The following is a 17,629-nucleotide window of genomic DNA, read 5'->3' as shown; positions in this document are numbered from 1 at the left end:
GCACCTTCGAGATTCTACTGATTTTCCCGACTCTCGACCAGTTGTTACATATGGTAACTTGACCGCTGTCGTTCATAACCAGCTTGCTGTAGTGTGTCTACAGCGGCGCGACTGCCCGTCGCACATATTAAACCCGCCGGAGCGGGTTAAGTTTTCTTGCCTATTCAACTGCAGCCGACAGTTCGGACATTGTTTTGCTTCTGGCGTTAAGTTTGCGGACCTCAATAAATACCCAAACAGCGGTCAGTAGCGCCGAAGTCAAATCTGCCACAGGGCCGGCATAAAAAACGCCATCAATTCCGAAGAACCGGGGCAGTATCAACAGGGCTGGAATCAGGATCAGCACCTGGCGGGAAAGACTGAGAAATGCAGCGTGCTTAGGCCGCCCCACAGCTTGAAAGTAAATGGCCCCAACAGCCTGGAAGCCGATTACAGGCATCGCCAGCAGAAACAGACGCATCGCGCGGGCGCCAAACTGGACCAGCTCTGCATCATCGCGGTTAAAGAGCGAGACCAACTGAATGGGAAAGGCGTTGATGAGCAGATACCCCAATAGACAGATGCCGGTTGCGGCAACGATTCCCCGGAACAAGGCGTCCTTGACGCGGCCGAAATTTTGGGCACCATAATTATAGCCAACAATCGGCTGAATGCCCTGGGTGATGCCAATTATCGGCATCAAGAAAAATGTGGCCACACTGCTGACAATGCCCATGGCAGACAGGGCCAGGTCCCCGCCATAAGCCCGGAGACTGTTGTTCAACACAACATTCAACAGGCTGGCGGAGAAGTTCATTGCAAAGGGCGCAAGCCCCAGGGTCAGGATGCCAAATATATAGCTTCTGTTTAGGCGAATTTTCGACAGGGATAATTTTAGATGACCTCTGCCATTGAGGAAGTAATACAGCACAAGGGCAGCAGAGATCCCTTTGGAGATGACTGTAGCCACAGCAGCGCCCCTGATTCCCCAATTAAACACAAAAATAAACAGGGCATCGAGAGCGATGTTGGCAAATGCGCCAACTACCATCGTCAGCATTGCCATCCGGGGATTACCTTCTGCCCGGATGAAATTATTCATACCCATCCCAAACATGAAGAACATCGTGCCCCAAAGCACCACACTGGCGTATTCCCGGGCATAGGGGAGCGCTGTAGCGCTTGCGCCAAAGGCCATTAACATTGGTTCCATAAGGAATTGCCCGGCAATTGTAATCAACACCGAGAAAACGAACATCATTACAAAGGCATTGCCCATAATCGCTTCCGCTTCTTGGTCCTTCTGCTGACCAAGGCGAATCGAAATCAAAGTGCTGGCCCCTATACCCAAAAGCACGGCGAAGGCCATAATAATCATCAACATTGGGAAGGCGACGGTAATCCCCGCCAGAGCCAGAGAGCCGACTCCGTTACCGACAAAAATTCGGTCAACCATATTGTAGAGAGCGTTAACCATCATCCCGACAATTGCCGGCACAGAAAATCTCAACATGAGTTTGGTAATATTTTCAGTGCCCAGTAGTTCAGTTTGTTTCATCGATCTGCACCTGCTTCCTGTGCTTACGCGAAATGCTTCTAAACCAGTCTAACAGTTTGGTTCACGAATTTACAAGTGAAAAATTGATAAAAAAACTGGCTGTAGGCCAGTTTTATTCAGCATAGTAATTGTTGCCGGAATAGGTATCGATATGCCAGTGCCACCGGGGTTCAAACTCCATCAAAACGAGGTTATCCCCTGTCGCTGGTGGCGGTGTACCTTCTGGCGTGTAATAAATTCGGTGAATTAGCGGGCGAAACACCGGTATTCTGCCGTGGAGTAGGTTTTCCAAGATCCCGCCCTCCCGCAAAAAGACTACCTGATAATCTTCAGCCGGCGCCTGAATTACATCGACAAGACCGACCTTGCCCTGGTTGGCAAAATGGCTGAAGCGAAAGTAACCGAGAAAGTTGATAACGGGGAGAATTTCCCGCGATGAACCACCTTCAGTGGACTGGCGAATAAAAACTGCCGCGGTTTCTTCCCGCTCTTGCTGGCGGAGCTCAAATTCATAGCGATGGGGAATCTGGCGGGCATGGAGCGAAAGCACCAACACCGGCACCAACACACAGATAGCGATTGCCGGCACAGCCCAGAAATTGCGCTTGGCGACGATTTCATGAATTGCAAACCCAAGGGCAATCAAGACCAAAATTAAGGCAAAAATGCCGAGAAACACCAAGCCCTGAGCAGCCCAATACACCCATAAAACAACCTCAGAAACAAACAATAACATGCCGGCAAGCAGTGCGCCGATTAAGATTAGCGGCGTCCTCTGCACCCGTTGTTGCTTGCGAATCAATTTATTGCCAAACACAGAATCCCTCCCTTATATAAGCATAGTTGTATTTAGACAAATAATACTGCTATATATATGCCGTTTATACTTCTGTTCCCTGCCTGTCCCAGCCCGGTCACAGAGATGTACAATCAATGACACGTAAACGTAATATAACCTACTTTGCCATATTCGTCAATTGCTTTGCCAAAACAGGACGGTTCTCAATTGGCGCCAATTGAGAACCGTCCTGTTTTGGTGTTACATGGTGAGGTTTACTGGCTGAAAATTTTTTGAATCGAAAAGGCCGCGGTCGGTGAGCTTAAGGGCTGGAATCACCGGCAGGGCAAGGAAACTCAGGGCCATGTACGGACTCTTGAGTCGCACGCCCAGTTCCTGCACTGCCCGCTCCACTTGGTGCAGCCGCTCGGCTACTTGCTCCATGGATGCTGTGGACATCAGCCCGCCCAAGGTCAGGGGCAGTTCCGCCAACACCTCTCCAGCGGCTACCGCCACCAGGCCGCCGTCCTGTGCGGCCACAGCTGCAACAGCGGTAGCCATGTCGGCAGGCTCGATGCCGGCGACAATGATGTGATGTGAGTCATGGGCCACGGAAGTGGCAATCGCGCCCCGCTGGAGCCCAAGACCGCGCAGCAGACCGAGCCCAATGCGGCCACTGGCATGGTGACGCTCTACCACAGCCAGGCGGGCGAGATTGTGCTTTGTCAGGTCAGCGACTGCTTGAGCCCCGGCCCTCCCTTCCCGGGTCACAATCTCCCCGGGCAATAGTTCAATCACCCTGTACTGCTCGCCCGCAGGCAGGTAGAAATCTTCTTCCCGCACCGGAGCAATCCGCACCGACTTACCCACGGGCACGGGGACAGGTCCCTCGTCCGGTTTAAACAGCGCTTCGCCGTCTTTGGCCACCAATTTACCGTCCTTATAAACAGTGGTCACAAACAATTGTTCTCTGTCCCCAAGGACAATCAGGTCCGCTCGATAGCCGGGAGCAATTGCACCCACCCGTTCCAGGCCGAGGCACTGGGCGGAGTTGATTGTCGCTAGGCGGATTGCATCCACCGGCGCCAGCCCCAGCTCACAGGCGCGCTGCACGATATAATTTATATGCCCCTGCTCCAAAAGATCGCCCGGGTCCCGGTCATCGGTGGCAAACAGAAACCGGCTTATGTTCCGCTTATTTATCGCCGGCAACAGAGCCGCCAGATTGCGAGCGGCGCTGCCCTCACGAATCATCACATACATCCCGGAGCTAACTTTCTCCCGGGCCTCGGCCTCAGTGGTTATTTCATGATCGGCCCGAATGCCTCCCAGCAGATAGGTGTTGAGATCTTTACCGCCGAGCCCGGGAGCATGGCCGTCGATAAATTTATCCCGCATCAGCTTGAGTTTATCCCAAAGATCCGCTTCGCCTTGAATCACGCCGACATAGTTCATCACTTCGCCGAGGCCGTGGACGCCTGGTTTGTCCGCCAGCTTCGCCAGATCACCAGCGCTAAGCACAGCGCCGGCTGTTTCCCAGGGCGACGCTGGCACACAGGACGGAAGCATCAGATAAAAATTCCAGGGGTATTTACGCCCCTCTTCAAGCAGCCATTCAACGCCGCTGAGGCCGGCAACATTGGCTATTTCATGGGGATCGGCGCAGACGGTTGTTGTGCCCAGGGCCACCACCCGCCGGGCAAACTCGCCGACGCCGACCATGCCGCTCTCCACATGGCAGTGCCCGTCGATGAAACCGGGGGCAAGAATCTGTCCGGCCAAATCGATCTCCATTTCCCCCTGATAGTCGCCGCAGCCGAGGATAATCCCCCCGGCCACAGCTACAGATGTTTCCACCAGTTCACCATTGAACACATCAGCCACCAGCCCGTTCTTAAACACTAGGTCCGCCTTGACCTCACCCCGGGCCTGGGCCAAAAACTCCCTCATCGCAACGTCCCCCTAAGCCTTGGGACTGATGGCGTCAAATTTACACCGGGTTATACACAGTCCGCAGCCGAAGCAGCGCTCCTCATCGATGATTGCATAGTCCTGGATTTCAATCGCATGATAGACGCAGCTGCGGGCACAGGCGCCGCAGGCGGTGCATTTCTCCGCATCCACCACCGGCAGCCACTGCTGCAAATCCTCTTCCCGTTGGTGTTTATGGGCAAGACCGTGTATTTCTTCCAGACTCTCATACCCGTGGTCATCCAGCCACTTCTCTAGCTGCCGGGCAATTTTGCCGTAGATGCCGGGGCCCTGGAGGATAGCTGCGGTGCAAATCTGGACCGCCTGGGCGCCGGCCATAATCATTTTTACCGCGTCCTCGCCGCTGCTGATGCCGCCAACGCCCAATATCGGGATATCCACATGTTTGTATGCCTCATAGACCGCCCGCAGTGCCACCGGGAAGATAGCCCGCCCAGAAAGCCACCCATAACCAGTCTTGCTGCCCATCAGCGGCTTGCCGGTCTCAAGGTCGATATCCAGGCACGGGCCCAGGGAGTTGATCAACACCAAGCCGTCGGCGCCAGCCTCCTGGGCAGCCGTGCCAAAGAGTTTGAGGTCAATCTGGGGACTGAGCTTGACGTAGACCGGCAGATCCACCGCCGCCTTGGCGGCCTTGACAGCCGCCACCACGGGACTGGGGTCATCGCCCAGGTAATGGGTGGAAAGCTCAAGAGCATCGGCAAAGGGCGCCACTTTTTGTGCCAGGTAGTTGATCTGTTCGGCGGTATAACCGAGACCGACAATTACCGGCAGGCCCGCCTCTTTGACCCGGGGATACTCCCGCTCCAGCCACTGTTCCGGCGAAAGCTCCGACCAGAGCTCGGTGTTCAAAAAGCCGCCCTTGATTTCTGCCATGCACTGCTTGGGAACCGGCGCCGGCTTATCGGAGATTGTCTTGGTGACAATTGCCCCGGCGCCGCCTTGGGCGGCGGCAATTGCCGCTTCGCCGTCCTTGACCGGGGGGCCGGCGGCAGGCATCACCGGATTCATCAGCTTAAGTCCGGAAAACTCCACGTTCAATCTGCTCATGCTTCCCCTCCATTCTTAGTTTTTGCTAACGCCGCCAGTATCTTTTCGGGTGTGGCGGGCAGGTCAGTGATTCGGACACCGACGGCATCCTCAATGGCGTTGATGATTGCCGGCGCCGTGGGAATCATCGCCGGCTCGCCAATGCCCTTGGCGCCATAGGGGCCACAGGCATCGCCGCTCTCGACAATGATCGTTTCGATATCCGGCACATCCATGGTGGTGGGAATCAGGTAGGTGCCAAGATCAGGATTGACAGTGATGCCGTCTTTGAATACCTGCTGCTCCATCAGGGCCATGCCCATGCCCATCGCCGTGCCACCTTCGCTCTGCCCCTCAACACCCATCGGATTGATCGCCTTACCGATATCGGGAGCAGCCACCACCCGCAGTACATCGACCTGACCAGTTTCGGTATCCACCTCAACTTCCACAAATTGAGTGTTGAAGGTGTAGGCCACATAGACCAATTCACCCTGACCCTGTTCATCGGGGACATCTGTGTGGGGGAAGAAGCAACCCTCGGCGGCCAGCGGATCCTGCTTTACCCGGGCCACCTTGGCCAAATCAGCCAGAGTCATCTGCCGGTCGGTGCCGTGGAGGATAATCTCCCCGTCTTTGACCGAAAGCTCAGGATGATGGCGGCAGAGTTCCATCGACGCCCGGTGGAAGATTTTCGCCAACAACTGTTCGGCCGCAATCTTGGCCGCATTACCGGTAAAAATCGTCTGGCGAGTGGCAGAGGTGCTGCCGGCATTTTTCATCGTCACCGAATCGGCTTCCGCCAATTCAATTAAATCTAGGGGTAGATTGAGCACTTCAGCGACAATCTGGGCCACCACAGTCTTGACACCCTGCCCAACATCGGCAGCGGCGCTCTTGACACGGATGCGGCCCTCTTCGGTCACTTCCAGGTTGACAATCGAGTGGTCGGGGAAACCCTCGCCATAGCCGCACCCAAACATGATGGTCGCCATACCCATCCCCCGCCGCTTGCGGGGAGAAGAGGGCGTACCTTTACTGCCGAAGCGCTCCCGGGCCGTTTCGATTGTCTCCGCCACCGCCACACTGGTGGTCAGTTTTTGACCGTTGGCGGTCACCGAACCGGGGCGGAAGCAATTTTTCAGCCGGAACTGGGCGGGATCGAGTCCTAGTTCCTTGGCGATATAATCGATATGACTTTCGTAGGCAAAGGCGGACTGGGTGGCGCCAAACCCGCGCATTGCCCCGGAATAGGTGTTGTTGGTGTACACGGTGTAACATACGCCACGGACATTTTCGACATTGTACGGGCCGGTGCTCACATAGAGACCCTGGTGAACTACAGCAGGCCCCGAAGAGGCATAGGCGCCGGTGTCGCTAATCAGCTCGGTCTGCCAGGCCGTCAGCGTGCCATCCTTTTTGACGCCGGTCTTAAAGCGATAGATGGCGGGATGTCGCTTGCTCTGGGCAATCATCGACTCACCCCGGGTCATCACCATCTTCACCGGTCGTCCGGTCAGTTTGGCCATCACCGCCAGCGGCAAATGCACCGAGAGATCCTCCCGCTTGCCAAAGGCGCCGCCAATGGCGGGCTGGATGATTTCCACCTGCTCCGGTGACATCCCCATGCACTGGGCAATATCGGCCTGGGCATCGTGGAGCCACTGGGTGGCGGCCCATAGCCGGAGCTTGCCGGTATCCTGGTCGTAGACTGCAACCCCCGACTCGGGCTGGAGCGCCACATGCTCGATATGGCTGGTGGTGTACTGATTTTCGAAGATATAGTCGGCTTCAGCAAACCCTTTATCCACGTCACCCTTATTCAGGTGATGGACACAGAGCACATTGGCCGGATTGTACTGATGGGCGCAGGACTCGGCCGGGGGCTCATGAATGTATGGCGCATCCGCTTCCATCGCCCGCAGCGGGTCGCCTAGAACCTCCAACTCCTCGTAATCAACTTGAATCAGGCGCAGGGCCCGGCGGGCGGTTCTTTCCGAATCAGCAGCAACAATCGCCAGCGCGTCGCCCATATAACGGGTCTTCTCCCGGACCAGCACCTCCTGATCCTTGAAAATAAGGCCAAATTTCTTCAGCCAGTCCACGTCTTCCCCGGTGATTATTAATTCGACACCTTCCAGGGCCCGGGCCTTTTCCACATCAATCTTTTTAATCCGGGCATGGGGATGGGGCGCTCGCAGAACCTTGATGTGGAGCATATCCTCAAAATAGAAGTCGGCGGGATACTTGGCGGCGCCGGTCACCTTAGTCCGGGCATCCACCCTGTCCACTGCTTTGCCTACATAGCCAGCTCTCATCGCTTCCCACCTCCCCGGGCCACCGCTTCCACGGCGTCTAGTATCTTGGTATATCCCGTACAGCGGCAGAGGTTGCCAGCCAACCCCTGCTTGATCTCATCCCGGCTGGGATTGGGATTGGCGTCCAGCAGCTGCTTTGCGCTCAGAACCATGCCGGGAATGCAATAACCACATTGTACGGCCCCATGGCGGATGAAGCTCTCCTGCAGGGGGTCGAGGGCTTCTTTGCCCCCCAGCCCCTCAATGGTGGTGATTTTGGCGCCGTCGGCCTGCACCGCCAGCACCAAGCAGGAAGTAACAGTCAGGCCGTCCATGATCACCGTGCAGCTGCCACATTCACCCTTGCCACAGCCCTCCTTGGTGCCCATCAAGTGTAAATGGTCCCGGAGCAAAACGATGAGACGCAGATCCGGCGCTACCGCCAGGGTATATTCACGGCCATTGACACTGAGGGTAATCGAAACATTCGCCATCAACTCTCCCCCCTTGCTTCCGTAATTGCCTGCTCCAGGGCGTGGACGAGAATCGCAGCTGCCGTCTCCCGACGATAGCTGGCAGTGCCCCGGATATCGTCAATCGGGGAAATTTCTGTTTGTAGACACGCCTGGGCCGCTTCCAGGGGCAAAGCATTCACCGCCTGGCCCCGCAGCACCGCTTCGGTGTTCCGCGCCCGCAAAGGCACCGGCGCCACCGAGCCCAGGCAAATGCGCACATCAGCCAGAATGTTCCCTTGGACAGTGACCAACACCGCAATGCTGGCGGTGGCAATTGCCAGGGCCTTGCGCTTGCCAAGCTTGATGAAGCTGCCGCCCTGGTTGGGGCCGGGCTTGGTGAAACGCACGGCGGTAATCAGCTCCCCGGCGGCCAATTTGGTGGCGCCGGGGCCGGTGAAGAAATCTGCCAGGGGCAGCTCCCGATTGCCGTCGGCCGAAACCAGCTCCACCACCGCGTCCAGCGCGATCAATGGCGGCGCCAGATCGGCGGCCGGCGAGGCGTTGGCAAGATTGCCCCCCAAGGTGCCGCGATGGCGAATCTGGGGCGCCCCCACCTCGGTGGCGGCCCGGGGCAACAATGACACATGTTCATTGAGCCAGCGGTCGGTGGCCAATTGGTAATGACTGACCAGGGCGCCAAGCCGCACTTCGCTGCCCGTTTCCAAAGTTTGCAGTTCCGTCAGGTTGCCAATATCCACTATCGTTTCCAACAGATCCAGATCGTCATAATGCCTGACTAAAAGGTCTGTTCCACCGGCGAGGACTGTTGCCGCTTTGTGTTGGCAGAGATAATCTGTGGCTTGTTTGAGGGTGGAAGGGGCTAAATACTGTTGATCCACTTCATCACCTCCAAGATTAAACCTGTTTCCAGGTTTCTTGAGCGCACTGTTTCGCCTGATAATAAACCTTCTCTTTATCGATAGTCTTCAGTTCACGATTTTCCAGCACTGTCCGTCCATTGACAATTGTCGTTCGCACCTGGGCCCCGGACATGCCCATCAGCACATGGCCAAACCAGTTTTCGGCGGTCAAGGGCGTATATGGTTGGTAATCAAGGACAATTACATCCGCCTGCCAGCCAGGGGCGAGACGGCCGATTTTCTTGCCAAACAGGGCGCTGACTATTTCCGTGTTGCTGCTAAAGGCCAGTTTATCCACCGGTATTCCGGCGGCAGGATCGCCAAGGTCATGCTTGTGGAGCAAATTGGCGACCTTTATCCCTTCAAACATATCGGTGGTATAGCCATCTGTGCCCAGGCCAACCTGGAGGCCCATTTCCAGCATTGTCGGCACGTCGGCGCGGCCCACGGCATTGCCCATATTGGATTCGGGATTGTGAATTACATTGACACCCCGCTCCTTGAGCAGCGCCATTTCTTCGCTGTCGATATGCACACAATGGATGGCAAGGCTGTTTTGACGCCAGAGGCCAAACTTATCCAGACGCGCCGCCACCGGCAAGCCATGGTGCTGCAAACTGTGCTGGCGGTCGCTGGCCGCTTCAGCGGTATGGATATGGATTCCCGTGTCACCGGCAGCCTCGGCACACATCTCCAAAGTCTGATCCGACAGGGTGAAGCTGGCGTGGAGGCCAAAACTGGCGGCCATGAGTTCCGGTTTTGTGTGCTTGCACCACTGGGCAAAGCGTTGATTCTCGGCGATGCCAGCTCGGATTGAGCCCTGGCCGTCCCGATCGGAAACCTCATAGCTCAGGCAGCAGCGAATGCCCAGTTCAGTGCCGGCCCGGGCCAATTCATCTAAGGACCCGGCAATCGCGTTGGGGCTGGCATGGTGGTCCACCAAAGTTGTCGTGCCGTTCTGGATTGCCTCGATACCGCTGATTAGGGCGCTGTAATAATTGGCCTCGGCGGTAAGGGCCTTGTCGAGCTTCCACCACAGACCCTCGAGAATGCCGACAAAATCCCGGGGGCGAAACCCCGGCAGCGGCATCCCGCGGGCAAAAGCGCTGTACATATGCATATGGGTGTTGAGCATCCCCGGCATAATTATGCCGCCCCGGGCGTCAATCAGCTCCGCTTCCGGATAGAGAGCCCGCAGGTCTGCTTTGGTCCCGACGGCAATGATTTTGTCCGCCTCCATGGCCACAGCACCGGCGGCCAGCACCATTGGGTCGTCATTGGTAAGCACAGTTCCGTTGACCAAGAGTTTCATGCCAATCCCGCCTTTTGTAGTAATTCGCCGGCGGCCTGATGGCCGCGGCGGGCGATTTCCCCTTCGTCCATAGTCAAGAGTTTGCCGTCCCGAACCACAATCCGGCCATTGACAATCGTCATGTCCACCACCTGACTGCCGCCACAGGCGGCAATCGCCGTCACCGGGTCGCTGCAGCCGGCGAAGTCCAGTTGGTTGACATCCACCAGGAACATATCGGCGGCCTGACCGGCGGCCAAAAACCCGATATCGTCCCGGCCCAGCAGCCGGGCGCTGCCCCGGGTCGCCAGCCAAAGGGCGTCCCGGGCTGAGAAGGAATCGATGCCCCAGTGCAGTTTATGCACCAGCAGCGCTTCCTTGAGTTCGGTGAGCAGGTTGGAGCCGTCGTTGCTGGCACTGCCGTCAACCGCCAACCCCACCGGCACACCGGCCTTGAGCATTTGCGGCACCTTGGCCACCCCCGAGGCCAGCTTCTGATTGGAAGCGGGGCAGTGGGCGACACCGGTTCCGGTGCGGGCCAGCACTTGTAACTCATCATCTGTGAAATGGATGCCGTGGGCAAACCAGATGTCTTCACCAAGCCAGCCCACAGACTCCATGTAATCCAAGGGGCGCATCCCCAATTTCTCACGGCAGAAATCGTCCTCATCCCGGGTCTCGGCCAGATGGGTGTGGCAATTTACCCCGTGTTTACGGGCCAATTCCACCGACTCGGCCAACAGACGCTTGGTCACCGAGAAGGGGGAACAGGGCGCCAACACCAACTGGCACATGGCAAAGCGCTCGCTATCATGATACTTTTTGATCAGGCGCTCGCTGTCCACGAGAATCTCTTCCTCGGTCTGGACCACCGAATCCGGCGGCAGGCCGCCGTCTTTTTCGCTCAGGGACATGCTGCCCCGGCAGGGGTGAAAGCGAATCCCCAACTCCCGGGCCGCCTCAATTTGCCGGTCGATCAATCCCGACTTCCCCCGGGGGAAGACATAGTGATGGTCCGAGGCGGTGGTGCAGCCCGACTTCAAGAGCTCGCCCAGCCCCACCAAGGACCCGGCATAGACATGATCGCCGGTGAGCCCAGCCCAGATTGGATAGAGGAACTTCAGCCAGTCAAAGAGCTCCGCCTGCTGAATCTCCGGGATACAGCGGGTTAGGGTCTGATAGAGATGGTGATGGGTATTAATTAGGCCGGGAAACACCCACTTGCTGCGTGCGTCGATGACTTCAGTTCCCGGCGGCGGCGTAATCGCGGGCGCGATGTCGACTATTGCCGGCCCCTGGATGAGGATATCCATATCCTTGAGCTCGGAGCGCTCATCATCCATGGTCACAATCACCGCCGCCTGTTTTAGGAGCAGACTCATTTATTGCCCTCCCGGCGGGCAGCGTCTTTAACCGCGTCGACAATCTGCTTATAGCCAGTGCAGCGGCAGAGCACCCCGGACATACCTTCCCGGATCTGCTCTTCGCTGGGTTCGGGGTGTCTATCCAGCACCGACTTGGCGGCCATTAGCATCCCCGGGCTGCAGAAACCACATTGCACAGCGTTGTTGTCGATAAACGCTGCCTGCAGGGGATGGAGCTCGCCGTCGGGACTCAACCCTTCGATTGTCTCGACCCGGGCGCCGTCGCATTGGGCGGTGAGCACCAGGCAGGAGTTGACCAGTTCGCCGTTGAGCAGCACCGAGCAGGCGCCGCACTCGCCGACACCACAGCCTTCTTTGGTGCCGGTGAGACGCAGATCCTCCCGCAGGGTATCCAGCAGGCGGGCGTTGGCATCTACAGTTACGGTGCGGGGAGCCCCATTCACTTGCAATGTCACTGTTACCTTCTTCATTTCCACTCCACCCCCAGGGCATCGTTAAGCGCTCTTTCCACCAAAGCGCAGATTACCGGTTCTTTGTAATCGGTGGACCAGCGGCGGCCAGATACAGCCACCATCTTCTCCGCCACCGCCCGTCCGGCCGCTTTTACCTGCGCGGGCTCGGGCTGTTTGCCCAGGAGAATTTGCTCCGCCTCGGTCACCCGGGCCGGCGCCGGTAAGACCGAACCCGGGGCAATGCGCACATCGGTGAGCACGCCGGCAGCATCGGCCGCGCAAAGCGCCGCCACATTCATCCGGGCAATGGCCAGCGCCTCCCGGCGGGCCAGGCGGGCAAACCCCCAGCCGACTTGGGCGGCCGGTGGTGCAAACCGAATTTCGGTGAGCAGTTCCCCCGGTTCCAGTTGCGTGCGGTTGGGTCCGGTGATGAATTCATCCAGGGGCATAATTCGCTGGCCATCCCTGCTCTGCAGCACCACCCGGGCGTCCAGGGCCACCAACGGCGCCACAGTATCGGCGCAGACAGCAGCGTTGGCGACATTGCCACCTACGGTGCCCCGATTGCGAATCTGGGGAGAGCCCACGTGCCCGGCGGCCCGGGCCAAGAGCGGCGGAACCTGGGGGTTGCGTGTCAGTTCGGCGTGGGTGACCAGGGCGCCAAGCGCCAGTTCCCCGGCTTCAGCGCGAACTTCCTTTAGTTCCGCCAGGCCTGTGATATCCACAACGGTGTCCACCATCTCCACACCCTGACCATTCCGCAGATAAATCAGCAAATCGGTGCCCCCGGCCAAAACCCGGGCCCGGGGACCCAACTCGGCCAAAACTTCCAGGGCTTCGTCAACAGTGCGGGGACGGGTAAGGGCAAATTCGATCATTTCTGCTTCCCCCTTTGATAACGCTCTTTCAGCAGTGAGCGGCCCAAGAGCACCCGCTCCAGATCCAGGGGCAGTTCCCGAACCCGGCGACCGGTGGCCTGGGCGACAGCGCTGGCAATCGCCGGCGCCGTAATTTCCAGTGTCGGTTCACCGATTGTCTTGGCGCCGTAGGGGCCAAAGCGATCGGGGTTCTCCACCAAAATCGCTTCCACTTCCGGCACATCCTTGATACCGGGAATCAGGTATTCATCAAAGTTTAGGGTCTTGATATCGCCGTCAAACTGCTGCAACTCTTCCAGCAGCGCGTAGCCCATACCCTGGGCAACGCCGCCGTAAATTTGGCCCTTCACCGTTTCCGGGTTGATGGCCCGGCCCACATCATGGGCAGCGGTCACCTTCAGCACCCGGACATAGCCGGTCTCGGTGTCCACTTCCACCTCGGCAATCTGACAGCCGTAGACATAGGTGAAATAGGCGTCTCCCTGGCCATGCTCCTCGTCCCAGGAAACCCGGGGCGACTTATACCAGCCCAGGGCCGAGAGCAACTCACCTTGACTTCTGGCGGCTTCCACCGCCTCCTGGAAGCTGACGCTCCGCTGGGGGTCGTCCTTGACATAGAAGCGGTCATTGCCCCAGGCCAACTCCTCCGAACCGGCCCTGAGCTGGCCACCAATTGCCCCCAACAAGGTCTCCCGTACCTTTTCGGCCGCCAAGCGGACGGCATTGCCGCCCATAATTGTGCTGCGGGAGGCGACAGTGGGGCCACCATCGGGAATCAAAGCGGTGTCGGTTTGCATAAACACAACCCGCTCCAGGGGAATTCCCAGCTCCTCCGCCGCAATCTGGGAGAATATCGTCTGCAGGCCCTGGCCGTTTTCCGCCAGTCCCGAATAAACATAGACAGTGCCGTCGTATTGTACCGAGACCATGGCGCCGGTGGCGTCAACACCTTCGGCCCCCAGGCTGCAGCCCCGGAAGCTACAGGCGAGGCCAATGCCCCGCTTCAACTTGCCCTGATGGGGCTCGCTGTAGAGCTTGCGTTTCTCCAAATAACCCGAAGCCGTTACGGCTTTATCCAGCACTTCCATCAGACTGACCTGATGGTTATCTAATTTCTGGCCGGTGGCCGTGATTGAGCCCTGACGGTACCCGTTGAGCTTGCGCAAATCCAGCGGTTCCATGCCCAGCTCGGCGGCCAGCTCATCCATCAGCGATTCCTGGCCGAAAATTACCTGGGGCGAGCCAAAACCCCGCATGGCGCCAGTGTAACAGTTGTTGGTGTAGGCGCCGTAGATATCGGTTTTGACATTGGGCACCTCATAGGGACCTGTGGCTTGGACGGTGGAGCGCCAGGTGACAAAGGGCGTCATTGAGGCGTAGGCGCCGGCATCGGCGACAACCTCAATCTCCATGGCCGTCAGTTTACCTTCCCGGGTGGCGCCGACTTTGTAGCGCATTTTGTAGGGATGGCGCTTGTAGCTTTCGCGGATCGACTCCTCCCGGGTGTTGACCATCTTCACCGGCTTGCCGGTCTTGAGGGCCAAAAGTGCCGCGCGGGCACAGAGGGTGCTCATCACCTCGTCCTTGCCGCCAAAGGACCCACCCATGAAGGACTGAACCACCCGCACTTGATTGAGGGGCAGGCCCAACACCACCGAGAGGGCTTTACGGCAGGAAAAGGGGTTTTGAATCGAGCCCTGGACGGTGATTGCCGGGGCGCTGTCTCCAGGCGTCGCCAGGGCCACCTCCGGCTCGATATAGGCGTGTTCAATGGTCTGGGTCTCGTACTCCCGCTGGAGAATCACATCGGCCTGGGCAAAGCCCGCTTCCACATCGCCTTTGCGCACACAGTGATAGGCCGCCTCATTGCCGGGATAATCCGCATGCAGCTGGGGCGCGCCTGCCTGCAGCGCCTCCCGGGGGTCAAAGACCGCCGACAGTTCCTCATACTCCACGTTGATCAGCGTCAGGGCTTTTTCCGCCAGTTCCTTGCTGCGGGCGGCGACCATTGCCACCCCATCGCCTTTGTAGCGCACCCGCTCTTTGGCCAGAACCTGCTGATTGGCGATGACAACGCCGAAGGTGTGGCTGCCGGGAATGTCCCGGGCGGTGAGCACCGCCTCCACCCCGTCCAGGGCCTGGGCCCCTGAAACATCGATGTTCTTGATCTTGGCATGGGGATGGGGCGAACGCAGGACTTTGCCGTAGAGCATGCTGTCCACATAAAGGTCGGCGCCAAACCGGGCCTTTCCGGTCACTTTGTCCCGGGCATCCAACCGTTTGGCAGGTTTGTTCACAGTTTGCATATAATCCCCCCCTAGTAAAGTACAGCCGGGCCTAAGGGCCCGGCTCCAAAATTACGGACGGCCGCCCATGGTTAGGGCCATCAACGCCTTGGCGGTGTGGAGCCGGTTTTCGGCCTCATCAAACACCACCGAATGCGGTCCGTCAATCACTGCATCGGTTACTTCATTGCCCCGGTCTGCCGGCAGGGCATGCATGTATATGGAATTGGGTTTGGTCAGTTTCATGCGCTCTTCATTACAAATCCAGTCGGTATATTTCTGGGACAGCTTCAGCGACTCGTCGGGATCATCGGTCAGCAGTTGGGAACCCCAGCTCTTGGGCACGACGACATCGGCATTTTCAAAGGCCTCATCCATGTTGTCGGTGACCCGGAAGTTGACGCCGGCCGCCTCGGCATTGCGCTTGGCAGTCTCCAGCACCTCCGGCATCAATTGAAATTCCGGGGGATGGGCGAGTGTCACGTTCATGCCAAACCGGGGGAACAGAGCAATCTGGGACTGGGGCACACTTAGCGGTTTCATATAGCTGGGTGCATAGGCCCAGGAAATTGTCACATTCAGGTTCTCGGTCTTGTTGCTGAACTTCTCCTGGATGGTCATCAGGTCGGCCAGTCCCTGACAGGGATGCCAGATATCGCATTGCATGCTGATAACCGGCACCTGAGAGTGGTACGCAACTTCCCTGAGGTAATCGTTGCCGACTTTCCAGAAGCAGTTGCGGATTGCGATGCCGTGTCCGTAGCGGCTGAGCACCTTGGCTGTGTCCTTGGGCGCCTCGCCATGGCTGATCTGCATTTTATCGGGGGTAAGGTCATGGGCATGGGCACCCAACTGAGTGGCACCGGCTTCAAAGGAGTTCCGGGTGCGGGTGGACTGCTCAAAGAACATCATAAACAGCGTTTTGTCCTGGAGCAGATTATGCCGCTCCCCCAGGGCAAATTTGCGCTTGAGGTCCTTGGCAACATCCAAAACCATATCCAATTCTTCCCGGGTCCAATCCTGCTCGCTGATAAAATGTTTACCTCTGAACAACGAATGCATGGTTTCTCCTCCTGTTATTGAATTTTTATGCGCTTAACCGACGGATTATTTGGTCTGCCGGCAATACACCATGGGAAAGAGGCTGTAAAACTCACAGGCCTTTACCAGATGTTCCACGGGAACCTGATCTTGAACACTGTGGGCGTAAACTTCATTGCCAGGGCCAAAACCAACACAGGGAATGCCGTGGAGTCCCATAATTGAGACGCCGTTGGTGCTGAAGGTCCACTTATCCACCTTGGGCGGCTTGGCGAAGAGCTGGGTAAAGGTTTCCACCGCACTGGTCACGCCGGGATGGTCTTCCGGCAGCACCCAGGTGGGGAAATATTTCTCCACCGGATAGACAAGTCCGGTATAGCTGGGCCGGTCGTAAGTGAGCATCCAGACCTCAGCGTCGATGCCTGCCTCCGCGCAAATCTCTTTAATCTGACTGATGGCCAACTCCTTGTCTTCACCATCGGTGAGCCGGCGGTCCAAGTGGATTTCGCATTTATCTGGCACCGCGCACAGGCTGGGGGTCTCGCACTCGATATAGCTGACACAGATTGTGCCTTTGCCCAGGAAGGGGTCGTCTTTGAGCCGGTGGTTAAGTTTGTCGACACCGAGAATGACTGGCGCCATCTTGGTGACAGCGTTATCGCCCCGCTCTGGCGCGCTGCCGTGGCAGGAGACGCCCCGGGTGGTGACCCGTATCTCCATGCGGCCGCGGTGGCCACGGTAAATGTTGAGATTGGTCGGTTCGGTAATTACCACCAGTTCCGGCTTCAACCCCACTTCGTTGATGATGTACTGCCAGCACTGGCCGTCACAATCCTCTTCGTTTACAGAACCAACCATATAGACCGTGAATTCTTTGTCCAGCTCCAGTTCCTTGATTATCTTGGCTGCATAGACCATGCTGGCCATGGCGCCGGTCTGATCGACGGCGCCCCGACCGTAAATAATGCCGTCCTCCAACTTCCCTTTAAACGGGTCATGCTCCCACTCTTCTAAGGAACCAACCCCCACCGTGTCGATATGGGCGTCAAAGGCAAGGATTCGCGGGCCATCCCCAACCCGGCCAAGGATATTACCCATTCCATCGATGGTAATCTCATCAAAGCCGGTTTTCTCCATCTCCTCCTTGATCCGCAACACAACTTCTTTTTCCTGGCAACTTTCACTGGGGATGGCAATCAGGTCCCGGAGAAAATTAACCATGTCCCGCTCATACTGTTTTGCACGTTCCCGGATTGCATCGGTTAAATTGGCGACCATACTTTCTTCTC

Annotated in this window: 14 protein-coding genes; all 14 read right to left on the bottom strand. The window is 57.6% G+C overall.

Annotated elements, in window-relative coordinates; genetic code table 11:
- Positions 1–160 precede the first annotated feature (160 nt).
- Positions 161–1,537: an MATE family efflux transporter gene (locus FH749_01520; protein MTI94158.1), complete on the bottom strand. Its 1,377-nt coding sequence runs from the start codon at positions 1,535–1,537 to the stop codon at positions 161–163.
- Between the two features lie 112 nt (positions 1,538–1,649).
- Positions 1,650–2,354, bottom strand: a complete 705-nt coding sequence (locus FH749_01515; protein ID MTI94157.1) for a hypothetical protein — start codon at positions 2,352–2,354, stop codon at positions 1,650–1,652.
- A 222-nt stretch (positions 2,355–2,576) separates the two neighbouring features.
- The gene (gene ade, locus FH749_01510) at positions 2,577–4,265 is read right to left on the bottom strand and encodes an adenine deaminase (protein ID MTI94156.1); all 1,689 of its coding nucleotides are present in this window, start codon (positions 4,263–4,265) and stop codon (positions 2,577–2,579) included.
- Positions 4,266–4,277: 12 nt separating this feature from the next.
- Complete coding sequence (locus FH749_01505; GenBank protein MTI94155.1) at positions 4,278–5,357, bottom strand: 4Fe-4S dicluster domain-containing protein; 1,080 nt, start codon at positions 5,355–5,357, stop codon at positions 4,278–4,280.
- Positions 5,354–7,654, bottom strand: coding sequence for a xanthine dehydrogenase family protein molybdopterin-binding subunit (locus tag FH749_01500; GenBank protein MTI94154.1), 2,301 nt, complete (start codon positions 7,652–7,654; stop codon positions 5,354–5,356). The genes FH749_01505 and FH749_01500 overlap by 4 nt, the downstream gene beginning before the upstream one ends.
- Entirely contained in the window at positions 7,651–8,127 is a 477-nt protein-coding gene (locus FH749_01495) for a (2Fe-2S)-binding protein (protein ID MTI94153.1), read from the bottom strand. Before FH749_01495 ends, FH749_01500 begins: the two co-directional genes overlap by 4 nt.
- Positions 8,127–8,987 carry a xanthine dehydrogenase family protein subunit M gene (locus FH749_01490; protein MTI94152.1) on the bottom strand — a complete coding sequence of 287 codons (861 nt, stop codon included), beginning with the start codon at positions 8,985–8,987 and terminating at the stop codon, positions 8,127–8,129. The genes FH749_01495 and FH749_01490 overlap by 1 nt, the downstream gene beginning before the upstream one ends.
- A 16-nt stretch (positions 8,988–9,003) precedes the next feature.
- Positions 9,004–10,320 (bottom strand): putative aminohydrolase SsnA, encoded by a 1,317-nt coding sequence (ssnA, locus tag FH749_01485; protein ID MTI94151.1) that lies wholly within the window; start codon positions 10,318–10,320, stop codon positions 9,004–9,006.
- Positions 10,317–11,681, bottom strand: coding sequence for an 8-oxoguanine deaminase (locus tag FH749_01480; GenBank protein ID MTI94150.1), 1,365 nt, complete (start codon positions 11,679–11,681; stop codon positions 10,317–10,319). Before FH749_01480 ends, ssnA begins: the two co-directional genes overlap by 4 nt.
- Positions 11,678–12,154: a (2Fe-2S)-binding protein gene (locus FH749_01475; protein ID MTI94149.1), complete on the bottom strand. Its 477-nt coding sequence runs from the start codon at positions 12,152–12,154 to the stop codon at positions 11,678–11,680. Before FH749_01475 ends, FH749_01480 begins: the two co-directional genes overlap by 4 nt.
- A complete protein-coding gene (locus FH749_01470) occupies positions 12,151–13,014 on the bottom strand; it encodes a xanthine dehydrogenase family protein subunit M (protein MTI94148.1) in 864 nt (287 codons plus the stop codon). The genes FH749_01475 and FH749_01470 overlap by 4 nt, the downstream gene beginning before the upstream one ends.
- Complete coding sequence (locus FH749_01465) at positions 13,011–15,320, bottom strand: xanthine dehydrogenase family protein (GenBank protein ID MTI94147.1); 2,310 nt, start codon at positions 15,318–15,320, stop codon at positions 13,011–13,013. Before FH749_01465 ends, FH749_01470 begins: the two co-directional genes overlap by 4 nt.
- A gap of 51 nt (positions 15,321–15,371) precedes the next feature.
- On the bottom strand, positions 15,372–16,361 hold the full coding sequence (locus FH749_01460) for an ornithine carbamoyltransferase (GenBank protein MTI94146.1): 990 nt from the start codon (positions 16,359–16,361) through the stop codon (positions 15,372–15,374).
- Positions 16,362–16,406: 45 nt separating this feature from the next.
- The gene (locus tag FH749_01455; GenBank protein MTI94145.1) at positions 16,407–17,618 is read right to left on the bottom strand and encodes a YgeY family selenium metabolism-linked hydrolase; all 1,212 of its coding nucleotides are present in this window, start codon (positions 17,616–17,618) and stop codon (positions 16,407–16,409) included.
- Positions 17,619–17,629: the final 11 nt, after the last annotated feature.

The organism is Bacillota bacterium (assembly GCA_009711825.1).
In the GTDB taxonomy this organism is placed as follows: Bacteria; Bacillota; Proteinivoracia; order UBA4975; family VEMY01; genus VEMY01.
Note: the sequence above shows the minus strand (reverse complement) of the source record. Positions and strands in the feature narration are given on the sequence as shown.